Source organism: Acidiluteibacter ferrifornacis (genome assembly GCF_009909615.1).
GTDB classification, from domain to species: Bacteria; Bacteroidota; Bacteroidia; order Flavobacteriales_E; family Vicingaceae; genus Acidiluteibacter; species Acidiluteibacter ferrifornacis.
The window spans coordinates 267,989-285,674 of sequence record NZ_WWNE01000006.1 but is presented as its reverse complement, the minus strand read 5'-3'; the positions used below and the strand labels follow the sequence as shown (position 1 = coordinate 285,674).

The window sequence follows — 17,686 nt, the reverse complement described above, 5'->3', positions numbered from 1 at the left end:
AGTCCGTGAAAATAAGCGTTAAAGAGGAGAGGACTTGTAGTCCGTATGTTAGTATTTTACCTCATTTTTTTCAAAAGCATGTTAAATGAACGCACTCAAGATTATGTAGTTAAAGTATTTATTACTTTAGTGGTATGTCAACTAAGTATAAAGTAAATGATAACTCTAAGCCATACTATATAACTACAACAATTGTTGGATGGGTAGATGTTTTTACGAGAGAAGTACAAAAAGAGAGGCTAGTTGAATTTTTGAAATACTGTCAAGAAAGCAAAGGTTTGATTATATATGCTTGGTGCTTAATGACCAAACCCGTTTGCGCGGACGTCTTCGTCCGTGTGTGTATTTTCTGAGGGCTTAGAGACCGTTAACTAATTAAAGAAGTGTATGTAGTTTTCTATGGAGCAGGATGTGCTTCGCAGGTATTTGTAATCCCGTGCTAGCGAACTAACACGTTTTATTTTGCTGAATTGCAATTCTCTCACTTCCAAAATTATTTCCTAATTTTTCCCCATGAAAAGATTCGCTTCCATTGTCCTTGTTTTTGTATTTATTCAATTGTTTTCGGCCTGTAAAGTTGGCCGTTTTATCATTTATAATTTTGCAGACATAGACGATTATAAAAAGTTTGAAAATCGGCCGCTAGAAGCTAGTTCAACTCCCTACCAATTTGCAATAGCTGAAAATGGAATCGCTCCAAAGTCGGCGACTATAAAGGGCGAGAAAGTCAGTTTTGAGGAGTTTTTAGCGGACCATAAAACGGTTTCATTTTTAATTATCCGAAACGATACCATTCACTATGAAAAATACATGAATGGATATGAGTTGCAGTCGATCACCACTTCGTTTTCTATGGCTAAATCCATTACTTCTTTATTGATAGGTTGCGCCATCGACGATGGATTGATTCAAAATGTATCTGAACCCATTACCAATTACATTCCTGAACTAAAAGATAATGGGTTTGAAAAAGTTACCATAGAGCATTTGTTGCAAATGACTTCCGGTTTAAAGTACAACGAAAGTTATGTGAATCCTTTTGGGGATGCAGCTACTTATTATTACGGAACTAATCTTAGAAAAGCATTAAAGAAAGTAAAGTTAGATACTGAGCCAGGAACAGAATTTAAATACACGAGTGGAACTACACAATTGTTGGGACTAGTGTTGGAAAGAGCCATCAAAACAAAAAACATTACCCAATACTTACAAGAAAAAATATGGACACCATTGCAGATGGAATATGATGCTAGTTGGAGCTTGGATCGAAAAAAGGAGGGTTTAGAAAAAACTTTTTGCTGTATCAATGCACGAGCAAGAGACTTTGCCAAAATTGGCCGATTGATGCTCAACAAAGGAGAGTGGAATGGAAAACAGATTGTTTCAAAATCATGGATTGATAATTCCACGAAAGTGGACACCACTCAAGGCAGTTCGGCTCGCTATCAATACCAATGGTGGTTGGCAGGAGAAGATGGAGCATATATGGCTCAAGGCATTTTGGGTCAATTCGTTTATGTTAATCCTGCCAAAAATCTCATCATCGTTAGAATGGGTAAAAAGTATGGTAACACAAATTGGAGGGGTGTGTTTCAAAGTTTAAGCAAATTATACTAGTTCCTCGTCGAATCTTGTTTGAAGTCTTACTGCTTATAGAAAATAATGGTGTATTCAAGACCTCTAATTTTGAGTGCGTAATAAATACTCAATATTATTGAAGTGTATTTGGTTGTACATGTAGGTGGTTGTTGAATATTAATCTATTCAAGAGTAGTTTTTTTAATGCATTTTAGTTTAGTGGTTCTGTTCGATACAAGGTGGTGCGTTTAGATTGAAATCTGTATGATTTAAATGATTAAAAAATGATGGAGCCAAAGAACTTAATAGTTGGTAGGGTTGTTAAAATATATGATTATAGGAGTATTGTTTAAGTAAGTAATTTACCTAGAAACTTAATTTGTAAATTAAATAGGTAAATTGCCAAACTATATTTTTTTAATTACGTATCTACTCCACATCCTTAAATAACCAACAATGAGATTTGTCTTTGGCTTGATATGGCTAATTTTTATGTTTGAGAGCGTTACAGCCCAAACGACTATAACTACCACTCCTGGTTCTTGGAACACCTCTGGTAACTGGAATAATGGAGTGCCTGCAGATGGTGGTACAGCAACCGTCAGTCACAATATGACATTGAATAAAAACCTAAATATTAATAATGGAAACTATACTGTAACAGATGCAGGAAAAATAACAGACCCTTCTGGAGGAACCGATTATAATATAGATGTTAGAGGAACTGGGACATTTACTGTTTCAGGAAATGTGGTGATTGGAGGAGATTTGGAGGTTAGAAATTTTGGTGTTTTTACGCTAAAAGGTTGCGATACCATGATAGTAGATGGAGATGTGCGCTTTTCTAATTTCGCAGAAGTTACCATTGAGAGTTGCGCAGTTTTGTATATCAATGGAAATTTAGATATTAGAAACGATAATACCACCCAATTGGACGGTAATGTTGTAGTGGTAGGAGATTTAACTTCTAGAAATTCGGCTGTAATTATTGGAACTGGAAACCTCCAAACCAATGGAGAAATTGATATAAGGAACTCTTCTTCAATATTTGGTTCTACCTCTCCTTGTTCTCCCGGTCCTTGTGATTATGGAACAGGAAGCGGGCTGCCAATCGTATTGTTGGACTTTTCAGTGAGCCGTATTTCATGCCAGAAGATAGAGCTAAAGTGGGTTACAGGGAGTGAGGTTAACAACGATTATTTTACAGTAGAATCCTCAACAGATGGGAAGAATTTTTCAGCAATTGCTCGGGTAAATGGAGCAGGGAATTCTTCCAGTACTATCAATTATAGTTACCTACTAGAGGTGGAAAATGAGTTGATGTATTTTAGATTAACCCAAACGGATTATAACGGTGCAAAAGAGGTATTCGATATCATCGCCCTTAAGCCTCAAAATGGACTTAATTGCCATTCGGTTTTAACCGCAAAGGCGTATCCCAATCCTGGTAATGGAAACAGCCTTACACTTATGGTGAATGGCCTCTCTGAGGGAGCTTCTGAAATAAGAATTAATGATTTGAATGGGGCTATTCTTTATGAAGAGAGGATTAGTGGATATGGATCAAAAGAGTTAAAAGTTAACTTATTACATCCATTAAAGACTGGAATTTATTTCCTTACCCTGATTAATGGAGAAAAGAGTACTTCCATCAAATATATTGTAGTGAACTAGCTGCATTTGTTGTCGAAGATTTCAATTGCTTTTGTTTTGAGGTTTTTTATTGTCACAGCAATCGATTCTACAATTCTTTTCAACAACCCTTCTTCCCAAAAAAGATTAATGATATATTTGTTTTCGCATTTAAAGGAGAAGGATTGAATGGAGAATTTTGTTGTTTCAGCACGTAAATATAGACCAGCTACATTTGATACAGTAGTTGGACAGCAGTCCATTACCAATACGTTAAAAAATGCCATTAAGACTGGTCATTTAGCACAAGCTTTTTTGTTTTGTGGGCCTAGAGGAGTTGGAAAAACAACATGCGCTCGAATTTTAGCAAAAACCATTAACTGTTTTAATCGAACTGAATCCATAGAGGCCTGTGACGAATGTGAATCGTGCAAGTCGTTTAATGAGGGTCAATCTTTAAATGTTCATGAGTTAGATGCAGCTTCTAACAACTCCGTTGACGATATTAGAAACTTAGTAGATCAAGTTCGATTTGCTCCTCAGTTGGGTTCACACAAAGTGTATATCATTGATGAGGTACACATGCTTTCGAATGCGGCTTTCAATGCATTTTTGAAAACATTGGAAGAGCCACCAAAGCATGCCATTTTTATTCTAGCAACGACAGAAAAACACAAGATTATACCAACGATTCTTTCTCGTTGTCAGATTTTTGATTTTAATCGAATTCAAATTGAAGACATTGCTCACCATTTGGGTGGGATTGCAGAGAAAGAAAACATTAAAGCGGAAGAAGACGCTTTGCACATTATTGCTCAAAAGGCTGATGGTGCGCTACGTGATGCACTTTCCATGTTTGACCAAATTGTTTCTTTCTCAGGAAATAATATGACGTATGAGCATGTAATAGAGAATCTAAATATTTTAGATTACGATTACTACTTTAAGGTAACTGACTTATTGATTACGAATAAAATTCCTGAGACTTTAATGGTCTATAATGAAATTCTGAACAAAGGATTTGATGGTCATAATTTTATAGTTGGATTGGGAGAGCACTTAAGAAACCTTTTAGTAAGTAAAGATGCGATAACAGTTAATCTACTAGAGGTTGGGGCCAATATCAAAGAAAAATATTTGAATCAATCAAAATCTGCAGATGGTCACTTTTTGTTAAAAGCGCTAAGCTTGTGCAATCAAGCCGATTTGCAGTTTAAAGGAGCCAAGAATCAACGGCTGCTCATTGAGCTCTGTCTCATGCAAATGTGTTCGATTACAAACGGTGGTTTAGGTACTACGGTTGAAAAAAAAAATGACGGATTTAAGGTAGCTGCCAATATTAAACCTGGTAGCAAAAATGTAGAATTTACTGAAAATCAATCAAAAAAGACGGTTGCCTCTTCAGATAAGCTCAAAAATGCTGAAGAAAAGCCATTGCCTGTTTCAACTGCTACTTTGCACGAAAAACAGCCTCCTCAAGCACCCCCTCCATCAGTAGGAGAACAGCCACGAGCAATCCCATCAGGTAAAAGAAGAATCCCAACTGTTTCCGCTTCTCTAGGTGCTATGCTCAACGAAAAGCCACAGGCAGAGCAAGCAAATGAAGCCAATGAGAATGCTGATACTGGTTCAGAATTATCGGAGGAATTCTCTGACGAGCAATTAATGAAAGCTTGGAGTGAATTGATGGATCAATTCGAAAAAGAAGGAAAAGAAGGTAGTTCTTTAGTTACTTCTGCCATGCGTGAAAGAGCTCCTGTACGTGAAGGAAATTTGATTAAAATGTTGGTAGAAAATAAAAGTCAAGAAGAGGAGGTGTTGATTTTTAGACCAGACATGCATGATGTCTTGCGTTCCAAATTAAAAAACTCATTAGTGACTATTGAGGTGACCATAAATAGAGATTTGACAGAGCGAAAGGCCTACACCGACGCTGAAAAATTCCAAAAAATGATCGATAGAAATCCTAGCTTGTTGACTTTGAAACAAAAGTTAGATTTAGATTTTATATAAAATTGAAGTTGAATTCAATCAGAAACACTATTTTGCCGTCCAAAACAAAAAAATAAGTATGGAGAAAGGGAACCCAAAAACCATTAATGCATGGACCTTCTACGACTGGGCAAATTCAGCATATCCGTTAGTAATCACTACTGCTATCTTTCCGATGTATTACGAAGCAGTTACAACTACTACGCTTGCTTCAGGTGAAGTTTCAGATGTTGTTACTTTTCTAGGACATCAATTCAAGAATACAGAATTGTATTCTTATGCAAGCTCCCTATCTTTTTTGATTGTAGCTTTCATTTCTCCAATCCTTTCAGGTATTGCCGATTACATCGATAATAAAATGATGTTCTTGAAGTTTTTCTGTTATATGGGGGCCATTTCTTGTGGGGCACTTTTCTTTTTTGATGAGAAGGCTTTAGAATTTAGCATGATTCCTGTAATGACCGCAAGTGTAGGCTTCTGGGGAAGTATCGTTTTTTATAATTCTTATTTGCCAATAATTGCAGAACCTAAAGATCATGATCGAATTTCTGCTAAAGGATATTCTTTAGGCTATTTGGGCAGTTCGATTTTATTGATTGGGAATCTAGTGGGAATAATGGTTTTTGGAATGCCTGCAAAATATGCTTTTTTATCGGTAGCGTTATGGTGGATCGGCTTCAGCCAAATTACCTATGCACGTTTACCACGAAATATAGGGAATTCTCCTGAAAAGGAAGATCATATCATTTGGAGAGGGTGGAGAGAATTGAAGAAGGTAGGAGCGGAAATTAAAGGGCTTAAACGGATTAAGAGTTATTTAATAGCCTTTTTTGTTTACAGCATGGGAGTGCAAACCGTAATGCTAATGGCTACTTTGTTCGCTGCTAAAGAAATCAACTGGGGCGAGGATAGTGCTGCTAAAACAGGGCTGATTGTCTCGGTTTTAATCATTCAATTCATTGCCATTGGTGGGTCTTACTTCTTTTCATGGTTCTCTAAAAAGGCAGGGAATATAACTTCTTTGTCTGTGGCATTAGTAATTTGGGTGGGCGTTTGTGTAGGTGCATACTTCATACACGAACCTATTGAATTTTATATAATTGCTGCAATTGTTGGATTTGTGATGGGTGGAATTCAGTCTTTATCTCGTTCTACTTATTCAAAATTATTGCCTGAAACAAAAGATCACGCCTCCTATTTTAGTTTTTATGATGTACTCGAAAAATTAGGAATAGTTATCGGAACATTTTCATTTGGTTTCATAGAAGGAGTTACAGGAGGTATGAGAAACTCAATATTTGCATTAGGAGCCTTTTTTATTGTAGGATTGTTGTTGTTATGGAGAGTTCCTAAACAAAAAGTAATCGAAGGAGTTTAGTATTAAAAATCGTAGTCCTAATTTTGGACTTCAAAACGAATGACATTGGATACAAATCAGATTTACGACGTCACTATAGTAGGTGGAGGGATAGTAGGAGCCGCTACATTGTACAAGCTTCAAAATAAATTTCCCAACTTAAAAATATTGTTACTGGAAAAGGAAGAGGTGTTAGCGGGTCATCAAACCGGACATAATTCAGGAGTAATTCATTCAGGATTATATTATAAACCTGGTTCTAAGAAGGCCATTAATTGTGTAAAAGGACGTCATGAATTGGTGCAATTTTCCAAAGATTATAAAGTCAATCATGATGTGTGTGGAAAAGTAGTAGTAGCGACCGATAAATCTGAATTGCCTTTTCTGGATAAAATATTCAACAATGGAATTGCTAACAATACTGAAGGGATTGAAAAAATTGATGGCAATCAGGTAAAAGATATCGAACCATACTGTGAAGGTATAGCTGGTATTTGGGTGCCTTGTACCGGAATTATTGATTTTGTAGGAGCAACTAATCGATTTGCTGAGGTGGCTATTGGTAAACAACCCAATTCCAAAGTCAGTTTGGGTGAGGAGTTTAGATCAATAGTACATCATGATGATCAAGCAACCATAAAAACCAATAGAGGACAACATGAAACTAAACATGTAATCTTCTGTGGTGGATTACAATCTGATCGATTGGCCAAGAAGGATAATGTGGACATTGACCTGAAGATCGTTGGTTTTAGAGGAGACTATTATGACCTTTCTGAGCAAGGGATGCATAAAGTGAAGAACTTAATTTACCCAGTTCCAAACCCAGCATTTCCTTTTTTAGGAGTCCATTTCACACGAATGGTTAATGGAGGAGTGGAGTGCGGTCCTAATGCTGTGTTTACTTTCAAAAGAGAAGGATATAAAAAGACTGATTTTGATTTGGCAGACACAGCCGACGCTTTAAGCTATGGAGGTACTTGGAAATTGTTTGCCAAGCATTGGAAATTTGGATTAGACGAATATAGAAGAGCTTTTTCTAAACCATTATTTTTAAAAACCCTTCAAAAGTTGATTCCTAGTCTTAAGATGGAAGATCTACAGCCAGGAAGAGCAGGAGTTCGAGCAATGGCTTTAGGTCAGGATGGAGAAATGATTGAAGATTTTAAAATTGAATTCAAGGATAATTGTATTCATGTGTTGAATGCACCTTCGCCAGCGGCAACTGCTTGTCTAGCAATTGGAGAAGATATAACTGAAATGGCTGAAAAACAATTTGGCTTGAAGAATTAGTAGCCTTGAGACTAAATTTAAATGTTACTCAACCAACTGATATTTGTTGGTAACAGCCTCCCAGTCAAATAAAAATATAGGCATAACTTCGTCCAATCTCTTAAGAAATAAAGGGTTGGGAGCTTTCATGTTTCTAAAATACTCTTCCTGGTAATCGGCTAACTCGAATTTGAAGAAAATCGCTTTAGCCATCGAGTATAAAGTGTTGTTAGATGGATGATTAACCTTCTTTAAAAAGGCCATGTAATCATTGATAGCTTTCTCAAATACAGCAGGCTCCACGTCAAAAACTAAAGCAAATTTTTCTATGATTTGATTAATGACTCTGCTATCTTGGTGTGATTCTAAAAATTTGGGGGCGATTTGTAAATTAGCAGCTATTACGATTAGTAAAAACTTGTCTTTTGCTGTAGAATCTAATTCAAAATCTAGAATTAGTTCAGGTGAATTCAATATGATTTCTTGAATTTCAGGAAACCCCTCATCAACTGCTTCTAAAATAGCATTGACAGCAATGTTGCTGAGTTTATTTTCATTTAATTTCTTTTTTCCAAAAATGGCAAACATACAGAATGAAATTAGTTTCTTTTCCTTACTCACAAAGTTAGTGACTAAGCTGAGGGTTGAACTTCCAATGTAAATTCCTTATTAACAAAGTTATTAACTAAAATGTAGAATTTGTTAATAACTGATGTTGTGATTTAATGTAAGTTGCTTATAGATAGTGATTTGAGTTTGGGTATTGTGGTCTTTCAAAAAGGAGTGGAATAAAAATCTTAACCTATAAAATGAGACATAAGACCCAAAAAATGAACGGTTCAACGAAATTCTAATGAGGTAAAGTTGATTATTGCACTATATTTGAACCAATATAAACTAAAAGATATAACAATGTTAAAGGAATTTCAGGACTTTATTAAGAAGGGAAACGTGCTGCAAATGGCAGTAGGTTTAATTATGGCACTTTATTTTGGTGCAATTACTAAATCATTTGTTGATGATATTTTAATGCCTCCATTGGGTTTGTTAATTGGTGGAGTAGATTTCTCATCACTAAAATTAGTATTACAAGAGGGCGTTGCTGCCGTAATGGATGGTGATGTTGTTGTCACTGAGGCTGTAAAAGAGGTTAGTATCAATTACGGAACATTCATCAATACTATTATTACCTTCCTAATTGTTGCGTTTGCTGTATTTATGTTGGTAAAGGCATACAACAAAATGGAAAAGAAGAAGGAGGAAGCTCCTGCTCCTGCTGCACCACCTGCACCTTCTAAAGAAGAAATATTATTGGCTGAAATTCGTGATGAATTAAGAAAGAGATCTTAAGAACAGTATAAAATTATTTAAATTTAAAGTGGCTTTAGAGAAATCTAGAGCCACTTTTTTCGTTTGAAAAAGTAGATCATTAATAAGGTTAGTACAATCATTACTACCCAGGCTATTGGGTAAGAATATTCATAACTTAACTCCGGCATATATTGAAAGTTCATTCCATAGATACCTGCTATAAATGTCAATGGTATAAAAATGGTTGAAATTATGGTAAGAACTTTCATTACTTCATTCATTCTATTGCTCATGGCATTCATGTGCAGATCTTTGATACTGCTTAACATATCTCGATAAGATTCTAAAGATTCAACTACATGTATGGCATGATCATATATATCTTGAAAGAATGGGCGAGTGTCTTTTTTTAAAAGTTTGTTTTCAGAACGAATTAATCCACTGAGTGCTTCTCTAACGGGTAAAACAGATCGACGTAAAAAGACTAAATCTTTTTTAATGGACTGCATCTTTACTAGAGATTCTTTGTCTGCATTTTCCAACACGTCTTCTTCCAGCGTCTCCAATTGTTCTGCGAAATGTTCTATAGCAAAATAATAGTAATCAACGATAGTGTCAATCAAACGATAAAACAGATAGTCAGGTCCTTTAGACCTCATTCGACCTTGACCAGAAGTTAGCCTTTCTCTTAAATTAGTAAAGATGTCTTGTGGTTTTTCTTGAAAAGAAATCACAAAATCTTTTCCCAGAACAAAACTTACCTGCTCGTAGTCCAACTCTTCGTTCTGAACTCCATTAAACATTTTGATGGTGAAGAAGATATATTCTCCATAATCTTCAAATTTAGGTCGATGATTAAGGTTCATTACATCCTCTAAAAGTAATGTATGTAGGTTGAATAGTTTTCCAACTTTTTCAATGAATTCCGTATCGTGGAGCCCATCAATATTTATCCAGATGTTTTTTCCTTCTTCTCTATTTGCAAGCAATTGGGCAATGTCATCATTTTCATAATACGCTAATTCGGCCGCGTTATAAATGAAGGTTTCACATTTGATCAGGTCCACTTTTTTATCACCGGAGAAAATGAGTTGTCCAGGAGCTTGACCCACCTTTTTTTGAAGGTGTTCGCGATTGTTTTTAGTTCTACTCCTCCGTTTATTTATTTTCGAAATGGCTTTTTTCATTTCTTTTAAATTTGTCAAAAGTGGTTTTCTGGTTTAAAATAAATCTTCCTTTTTAATAATTCCTTGCGCTAAAAATTCTTTCGTGGTTCGCTCAGTCATATCGCTCATAAATACGAATTCATTTCTAGTGTCAGAAACGTAAGCTTTTAGCCTCATTTTTAGGTAGCTTCTTCTTTCTTTTACATCATTTAGAAATAACACCACTATAGGTTTATTTAAATAGATATAAGGGGAAACTTGTGCCGCTTCAATGGCTATTTCTCTAGCTCGGGAAGTATCAATATCAATAGGTAACCAAATCTCAGCTACAACCTGGCAATTGGATTCTCCTGCATTTGAATTGGATACAGCAGTGTTTACAACCTCAGAGTTTGGTACTGAAACCAACGAATCGTCTTTTGTAACAATTCGAGTTGAACGTAACCCAATTTCTACAACTTCTCCGTAATAATTACCTACTTCAATTTTGTCACCTACCTGAAAAGGACGATCGAAAACAATCATAATTCCTCCAAAAATATTCTTTAGAATATCTTGTGCAGCAAAACCAACCGCAATTCCAATTGATGCCGTTACTGCTAATACCGTTTCAAATGGTGGCTGAAATACCCCCGCAATAATGATGGTAATAATTAGTGACCAACCTACGATTTTTATAAAAGGAATTAAGCTTTTGAAGGTATATCGATGTTGAGCATTTCGTTCTGCAAGAGAGTCAGCAATCTTAGAAAGTACACTAATTACAAAATATCCCAAAACGAGCAAGACTATCGTCCAGAAAATTTTTCCAAATGACAAAATGCTCTTGATGCCTTCTAACGGCGGATTACTTTCTTTTTCTGCTTCCTCATTTGCAGCGTCTATTCTCTGCCCTGCTTTTGTAATGATAGAGCTGTCTTTCTTTTTTGATGGAAGGGAACTGTCCGAATTGACAGATGTTAAGCTATCAGCTTCTGAAGTGTCTATCTTTACTTCCGCGGTATCATATAGTGATTCAGGGACTAACTCCGTAAAAGGGTTTTGTTTAGTTTGACTAAAAGCCACTAAATGAAACGTCAGCGCTATCAATAATGTCCCATATTTTAGAATAACTTTCATATTAGTGGATGATATTTAGGTTTTTTAATAGGTTGACTACTTGTCTGAATAGGAGTTGATTAATATGGTACAATCCTTCGCTGTTTTTAATGATAATACCTCTATCTTCTAGTATAATTAAGTCCAAACGACTTTGCTCCAGAGAGTGGTTAAATAAAGCGGCATGCTCTTCAATTCCTATATTTTCATGTATAATCATTGCGTGTAGGGTATGAATGCTTTGTTTTTCTAGATTGTTTAAAAAAGAAAAATCAAACCCTGATAGCTTCCCGATGTATATGGTATTATTTTCTACCTTTTTTGTAGAACGCAACCAATACAATAATGCAATACTGATGTTACTATCTGAAAACTTATTTAATTCTTTGAAAAATGCTTTTCGAAGGTATTCTTGCTTCTCTAGTTCATTCAATTTGTTGAATTTATTCTGAGAGGAAACCATCTCTCCTTCTTCAAATAAGATATTGTACCCACTTACACGGTGGCGGTTAATAATGATTTTGTTGATTTGGTTTTCATCAATCTTGCTCATTTTTAATACATTCCTGTAGTAGGATTCAATTCGAATTGATTTGTTCAAAAACTGCCATGCATACAATTTACAGCTGTTTATCCAATAGATGTATTTACCTGTTTTAGAAATTAATTCTAAATAGCTTTTTAAAGCATCGAAACCATTTACCTTTTTTAGAAATAGGTAGTTAATATCTTCTATAATGATTAAAGAGTTGCTGTGTTTTTCAATCAATTGCTCTATTAGTTCATCAAACGTCTTAGCATTAGTGTTCATAAATTCATTGAAGAATACAATCAATTCCTTTTTCTGATGCATTGTCTGCTTGATCTTAATTCGGTGTACAGGAATATTAATCGGATTTTTTAAGAAAAAATTAATCAATGTGCTTGATCCGCTACCTTTTTCCCCTGTTATTACCGTAGAGGAATACTTACCAACTTGCCAATTATTGAAAGAGGTGCTTAGCGACTGGAGTTCGGAGGTTCTACCTACAAAAAAGCTATCATCGTCAATTGGTTCTACTCTATATAATCGCTGATACACATAAGGAAGTTGTTGAATTGCCTTGTCTGTATCACTTAAAAAGTCAGCTAATTCTGCACTAATTCGCACTTTCTTTTCATTCAATCCAAAATACTTTAAACCTTGTTCGTACAATACTTTGGCTTTTCCCCAATATACAATTGCGAAAGCTTTGGATTTGGCGAAGTATTTTTTGACAAACTCGAAAACTATTTGTTTATAGTTTTGAGTGTGCCTCAATGCTTTAGCTTTAGCTAGTGAAATCCTAAGGTTTAGAATGTTTTCATTTTTTGTCAAACGGTCCAGTTCGCGATTTAGGTCGTCTATGGATTGGTCTAATTTGGAAACAATACTTAAACTTATTCCAATTAGATTATTTTTGATTTCTTCTGTTTTGGCAATACTCCTTTCCATTCCTTCCAAGGCTAATGCTTGTACTTCATTGAATGGTTTTCCATCATTTGAATAGGTGATTGCAGAATCCAAGTTATAAGCCACAATACTGTTGATGTCACTTATTGCGATTCGAATTCCTTCCAGCTTTTCGAGTACACTAGATTTTAAATCTTTGTTGCTACTAACAAACTTTGGGTAGGTTTCTAGTTGCACCAACTCTTTCGGATCAAAGTGTTCCAATTCATTCTTTTTGAAAGCTCGATCGTATTGAGCAGAGCCTGAAATAATACGTTGAGGCTGAATTTTGTCTACCTCTGTTTTTATTTTTGTTTCTAGCCGCTCGATTAAATAAGGGATGTTCTGACTGTAAAGCTTTTCTATCGTATCGGGAATAATTTGACTGGTGAGAATAGAATTGAGTTTTTCTTTTTCACTGTTTAGAAACCCAGCAAATTTATCCCCTTGGTATTGCTCACAATTGGTAATACAATCTTTTAATTTTTGCAGTTGCTGCTCGATATCTGAAATTTGGGCGACTAGATTGTTGTCGATTCTAGTGACACAACTATTTCTAAGCAATTCATGCTGCTGAAGCCCTGCATATACAATATTATAGAGTTCTAAATCCAACTGAAAGTCATCCAACATGGCGAAAAGTGTATTTTTCCAGCCATTGCTAACTCTCAAATAATTGAGATGAAGTGCAGAACTTTTACTCTGAATTTTAGAATCTGAAAATTCAGAAAAAGGAATTTCCATGGTTCCAACCCTATCAAAAGTATATCTATATTCCTTAGTTTGGATTTGCAGTTTATGTTTGATTTCCCTTTTGAGCAGCTCCCCCAGTTGGTTTAATTCGTCATAAATGGTCTGGAAATTAGAAGGAGCAATTCTATCGGCCACTAACTTCTTTAATTCATCGATCGTTATCTCTTCCTTATTAAAAATAGCGATTTGTTGATTGATGAATTGGTCAATTTTCCAAACTTGGTCTATGGTTTGCGTTCTCGATGACAGTAATCGTGTGTATTCTTCTATTAAAGAATAGGGCAGTTGGAATTCAAAATAGTAGGCGTATAATCCTCTAACAGGAACATCATGAAGCCACAATTTCTCTCTTTTTTTCTCAGACCTAAATATGTCGCCAATTTTTATTGGGATATTAGAAACAGTTCTAAAAAAGCTTTTAAATGGCTTTTTAAACTTTATGGCAGCTGAATCAGCCGGTAAAATATGAAACCTTTCTTCTTTTTCGGGAATTGAAATTTTCTCTGGAATCTGCTTTAACTCTTGATTACAAAAATTGATATATGACTTAAAATCCTCTGCAAATCCATTTTCTTTTTTTTCTGGATAGTAAGTTCCTAAAAGTTTGTATAAGTGATTGTTGGTGTTGTTGATTTCCTTTATCACCCTAAGTTCTTCTTGTCGTTTACTATCACCAGTTAGCCGGCTTGAAAAGTTGGAATAGATGTTTTCAGCATCTTTTACAAACTTTATCTGCAAAGCGATTTCATTTTCAAAAAAAGAAAATAGAGCAGGGAAGAATTTGGATTCTATTTGCTCGTCTGTATCATTAAAGTTATCCTGCATATTATTGGTTATTCAGGATGTTAAATTATGAAATTTTGGTTGGTTGATATTTTTTTTTAATAGACTAGCATAAAAAAAGGAGCTTGATAATAAACTCCTTTTAATTTATTTGTGGGTTTTTCCTAAATCCCTGTATAATTATACGGAGAAATTTGTTTTAACTCCTTCTTGATTTCATTAGAAATATTTAGCGTTTCAATAAATTGGCTGATGGATTCTGCAGTGATTTTTTCATTGGTTCTGGTCAATTCTTTTAGAGCTTCATATGGTTTTGGAAAACCTTCTCTCCTCAGTACAGTTTGTATGGCTTCTGCCACTACAGCCCAATTATTTTCTAAGTCTTGCCTTATTTTTTCTTCATTAATAATGAGCTTGCCCAACCCTTTTTGTAATGATTTTAACGCAATTAGAGTATGACCAAATGGAACCCCCACATTTCTTAGAACTGTGCTGTCTGTTAAGTCTCTTTGCAGCCTGCTGATTGGGAGTTTTGCAGATAAATGCTCAAAAATCGCATTGGCAATACCAAGATTTCCTTCGGAGTTTTCAAAGTCGATGGGGTTAACTTTATGAGGCATTGCTGAAGAACCAATCTCTCCTGCTTTAATAACCTGTTTAAAGTAATCCATTGAAATATAGGTCCAAATGTCTCTGTCCAGATCAATCAAAATGTTATTGATTCTTTTGGTGGCATCGAATAAGGCTGCTAAATTATCGTAATGCTCTATTTGTGTAGTGGTTTGGGAACGTTTTAATTTTAAGCCGTTATCTACAAAGTTGTTGGCAAAGTCTCTCCAATTTATCATCGGATAAGCGACTTGATGGGCATTAAAATTACCAGTAGCTCCACCAAATTTGGCTGAAAAAGGGATACTTTTTAATTGATTCAATTGAATTTGTAATCTCTCGACAAAAACATAAATTTCTTTACCTAAACGAGTAGGGGAAGCAGGTTGACCGTGAGTTCTTGCCAATAATGGGATAGCAGACCAATCATCAGAAAGTTGATTCAATTGTTGGATAGTAGTTTCTAGCTCTGGGATAATAACTTCCTCAACTGCATGTTTCAATGATAATGGAATAGAGGTGTTATTGATGTCTTGTGATGTCAATCCAAAATGGATGAATTCCGTGCTGTTGCCAAGTCCCCAACTGTCTATTTTCTCTTTAATAAAATACTCAACTGCCTTTACATCGTGATTAGTGATCTTCTCAATGTCTTTAACGCGTTGCGCATCAGAGTTTTTAAAATCAGTGTATAGTGCTCTTAATTGAGGATAAATCGAGGAGTCTACATTTTTTAATTCGGGAAGAGGTAGTTCGCAAAGTGCAATAAAATATTCTACTTCTACTAGAATTCTATAACGAATCAACGCCGCTTCTGAAAAGTATTTTTCTATACTTTCAGTATGTCTTCTATATCTACCATCTATAGGAGATATAGCATTTAAGTTGTTAAAATCCATTGTTTTATTTTGGATGGTTATATTAATCTATTGATTTCAATTCATTGATTACGAATTCAATCAACTCTTTTACATATTCTTTTGAAAAGTCAAACTTAATCCCTGCAGCCTCATAAATCTCGCCAATCGATTTAGTATACCCTAGTTTTAACGCTGCTTGGTATTGCTCTAGTCCTTTTTTAGGGTTGGTTCGATAGTTTCTCCATACTGCAATAGCGCCTAATTGAGCCATTCCGTATTCAATGTAATAAAAAGGTACTTCGTATAGGTGTAATTGTCGTTGCCAAGCATTGTTTCTTGCTTCTTCCCATCCTGTCCAATCGGTTATAGGGCTTGAAAATTTTGCATTGATTCTATTCCAATTCTCCGTTCTCTCATCAATAGAATGAGTGGGGTTTTCGTATACCCAATGTTGGAATTCGTCAATAGTAGCTACCCAAGGTAAGGTCGTAAGCACACCAATTAGTTGTTCTTTTTTAGCTCGATTTAAATCTTCTTGGTTTTCAAAGAATACATCCCAGTGGTCCATACTCATTAGTTCCATACTCATGGAGGCTAACTCGGCTACTTCAGAAGGAGTGTTTTGAAAATCGACTAATTCAAGTTTAGCCATTAAAAAAGAATGGATAGCATGACCACCTTCGTGCATCATCGTTACCATATCTCTAAAGGTGCCAACAGCATTCATGTAGATAAAAGGTATTCCACTTTCGTAGAGCGGATAATTAAACCCACCAGGTGCTTTTCCTTCTTTTGATTCTAAATCCAGATAGCCCAATTGGTCCATCGTTTTTAAGCAATCTCCAAAAAAAGGATCAAGCTGGTCAAATACCTCAATTGACTTTTTTACTAATTCAACACTATCTTTAAATGGAATAAGAGGTGCTTTCCCAGTCAAATCAACACTTTTGTCCCAAGGTCTCAATTCTGATAACCCGAGCTGCTTTTTTCGTTCAATATCTATGTCTATAATGTAAGGCATCACTACTTTTTCGATACTTTCATGAAAGTCAAAACAGTCTTGTGGGCTATAGTCAAAACGACCTAAAGCATCGAACATATAATCGCGATAATTACTGTAATCAGCGTTTATGGCAACTTGGTTTCTATCTTTAATTAGTTCACTGTAGAGTTGATTTAATCGGTCTTTGTCTTGAAGTCTTCTAGTGCTGATTTTTTCAAATGCTTTTTGTCGCAAAGATCGATCTGTTTCTTCAAACAATTTTGCTGCCCTTTGCAGGGTCATTTTTTGACCTTCAATCACAACAGACATGGCTGCAGAAATTGCTCCAAATTCTTGCGACTTTTGTTCTAGACGAGTTAAGATTGGAATATTTTTTTCTCGAAAAAGTTCCACACTTTTTTGAATTCCTCGAATCAGAATAAAGTATTTTGAATGGTCAAGCTCATTGCGGTGCTTAGATGCCAGAAGTTTGCGCTCTAATTGGTTGTTGATAGGAGCAATTCTTGGATTGATTTCTTGCACAAAAAAATTAAATCGCTCTTGAAGAAGTGGATCTCTGGTATCGATATTCATTTTAATATACCGCCAGGCCATATCTTCTTCCAGAAAAGCATCCAGTTCACTTTTGTCTTTTAACCAACTTTCTAAGTCTTGCAAAGAATTAAGCTCTCTAGAGAGTAACTCCTCAAAGTATGGAGAAATAGAGTCCCAGTTGGAAATAGAAAAGTCGTTTGGCAAGAAACGTCTTGTCAAATCATTGGTATTTTTCATAAGTATAAGTTCCTAGCAAAAAGATTTGAA

Annotated in this window: 12 protein-coding genes; 6 read left to right on the top strand and 6 right to left on the bottom strand. The window is 35.3% G+C overall.

What is annotated here, in order from left to right; translation table 11 throughout:
- Window positions 1-513: 513 nt before the first annotated feature.
- The 5 genes from GQN54_RS07695 to lhgO all read left to right on the top strand — a co-directional run bounded on the left by GQN54_RS07695 (window position 514) and on the right by lhgO (window position 7,852).
- Window positions 514-1,617, top strand: a complete 1,104-nt coding sequence (locus GQN54_RS07695) for a serine hydrolase domain-containing protein (protein WP_160632947.1) — start codon at window positions 514-516, stop codon at window positions 1,615-1,617.
- Window positions 1,618-2,034: 417 nt separating this feature from the next.
- A complete protein-coding gene (locus GQN54_RS07690; RefSeq protein ID WP_160632946.1) occupies window positions 2,035-3,252 on the top strand; it encodes a T9SS type A sorting domain-containing protein in 1,218 nt (405 codons plus the stop codon).
- Window positions 3,253-3,399: 147 nt separating this feature from the next.
- Window positions 3,400-5,223, top strand: coding sequence for a DNA polymerase III subunit gamma/tau (locus GQN54_RS07685; RefSeq protein ID WP_160632945.1), 1,824 nt, complete (start codon window positions 3,400-3,402; stop codon window positions 5,221-5,223).
- A 58-nt stretch (window positions 5,224-5,281) separates the two neighbouring features.
- A complete protein-coding gene (locus tag GQN54_RS07680; RefSeq protein WP_160632944.1) occupies window positions 5,282-6,580 on the top strand; it encodes an MFS transporter in 1,299 nt (432 codons plus the stop codon).
- A 39-nt stretch (window positions 6,581-6,619) separates the two neighbouring features.
- Window positions 6,620-7,852 carry an L-2-hydroxyglutarate oxidase gene (lhgO, locus tag GQN54_RS07675; RefSeq protein WP_160632943.1) on the top strand — a complete coding sequence of 411 codons (1,233 nt, stop codon included), beginning with the start codon at window positions 6,620-6,622 and terminating at the stop codon, window positions 7,850-7,852.
- Between the two features lie 24 nt (window positions 7,853-7,876).
- On the opposite strand, the gene GQN54_RS07670 is transcribed toward lhgO, so the two are convergent.
- Entirely contained in the window at window positions 7,877-8,419 is a 543-nt protein-coding gene (locus tag GQN54_RS07670; RefSeq protein WP_160632942.1) for a hypothetical protein, read from the bottom strand.
- A 324-nt stretch (window positions 8,420-8,743) separates the two neighbouring features.
- Between GQN54_RS07670 and mscL the strand changes: the two genes are divergently transcribed.
- Complete coding sequence (gene mscL / locus GQN54_RS07665) at window positions 8,744-9,181, top strand: large-conductance mechanosensitive channel protein MscL (protein ID WP_160632941.1); 438 nt, start codon at window positions 8,744-8,746, stop codon at window positions 9,179-9,181.
- Between the two features lie 44 nt (window positions 9,182-9,225).
- Here mscL and corA read toward each other — a convergent pair whose 3' ends face one another.
- The 5 genes from corA to GQN54_RS07640 form a co-directional block, all read right to left on the bottom strand.
- Complete coding sequence (corA, locus tag GQN54_RS07660; RefSeq protein ID WP_160632940.1) at window positions 9,226-10,329, bottom strand: magnesium/cobalt transporter CorA; 1,104 nt, start codon at window positions 10,327-10,329, stop codon at window positions 9,226-9,228.
- Window positions 10,330-10,362: 33 nt separating this feature from the next.
- Window positions 10,363-11,427, bottom strand: a complete 1,065-nt coding sequence (locus GQN54_RS07655; RefSeq protein WP_160632939.1) for a mechanosensitive ion channel family protein — start codon at window positions 11,425-11,427, stop codon at window positions 10,363-10,365.
- A gap of 1 nt (window position 11,428) precedes the next feature.
- Complete coding sequence (locus GQN54_RS07650; protein WP_160632938.1) at window positions 11,429-14,455, bottom strand: P-loop NTPase family protein; 3,027 nt, start codon at window positions 14,453-14,455, stop codon at window positions 11,429-11,431.
- Window positions 14,456-14,577: 122 nt separating this feature from the next.
- The gene (gene purB / locus GQN54_RS07645) at window positions 14,578-15,921 is read right to left on the bottom strand and encodes an adenylosuccinate lyase (RefSeq protein ID WP_160632937.1); all 1,344 of its coding nucleotides are present in this window, start codon (window positions 15,919-15,921) and stop codon (window positions 14,578-14,580) included.
- A gap of 22 nt (window positions 15,922-15,943) precedes the next feature.
- Entirely contained in the window at window positions 15,944-17,656 is a 1,713-nt protein-coding gene (locus GQN54_RS07640; RefSeq protein WP_160632936.1) for a M3 family oligoendopeptidase, read from the bottom strand.
- Between the last annotated feature and the right edge of the window lie 30 nt (window positions 17,657-17,686).

Coding starts and splice junctions, on each gene's coding strand:
- GQN54_RS07690 (WP_160632946.1), top strand. CDS start 2,035: ATGAGATTTGTCTTTGGCTTGATATGGCTAATTTTTATGTTTGAGAGC.
- GQN54_RS07640 (WP_160632936.1), bottom strand. CDS start 17,656: ATGAAAAATACCAATGATTTGACAAGACGTTTCTTGCCAAACGACTTT.
- GQN54_RS07655 (WP_160632939.1), bottom strand. CDS start 11,427: ATGAAAGTTATTCTAAAATATGGGACATTATTGATAGCGCTGACGTTT.
- GQN54_RS07670 (WP_160632942.1), bottom strand. CDS start 8,419: ATGTTTGCCATTTTTGGAAAAAAGAAATTAAATGAAAATAAACTCAGC.
- GQN54_RS07680 (WP_160632944.1), top strand. CDS start 5,282: ATGGAGAAAGGGAACCCAAAAACCATTAATGCATGGACCTTCTACGAC.
- purB (WP_160632937.1), bottom strand. CDS start 15,921: ATGGATTTTAACAACTTAAATGCTATATCTCCTATAGATGGTAGATAT.
- corA (WP_160632940.1), bottom strand. CDS start 10,329: ATGAAAAAAGCCATTTCGAAAATAAATAAACGGAGGAGTAGAACTAAA.
- GQN54_RS07685 (WP_160632945.1), top strand. CDS start 3,400: ATGGAGAATTTTGTTGTTTCAGCACGTAAATATAGACCAGCTACATTT.
- mscL (WP_160632941.1), top strand. CDS start 8,744: ATGTTAAAGGAATTTCAGGACTTTATTAAGAAGGGAAACGTGCTGCAA.
- GQN54_RS07695 (WP_160632947.1), top strand. CDS start 514: ATGAAAAGATTCGCTTCCATTGTCCTTGTTTTTGTATTTATTCAATTG.
- GQN54_RS07650 (WP_160632938.1), bottom strand. CDS start 14,455: ATGCAGGATAACTTTAATGATACAGACGAGCAAATAGAATCCAAATTC.
- lhgO (WP_160632943.1), top strand. CDS start 6,620: ATGACATTGGATACAAATCAGATTTACGACGTCACTATAGTAGGTGGA.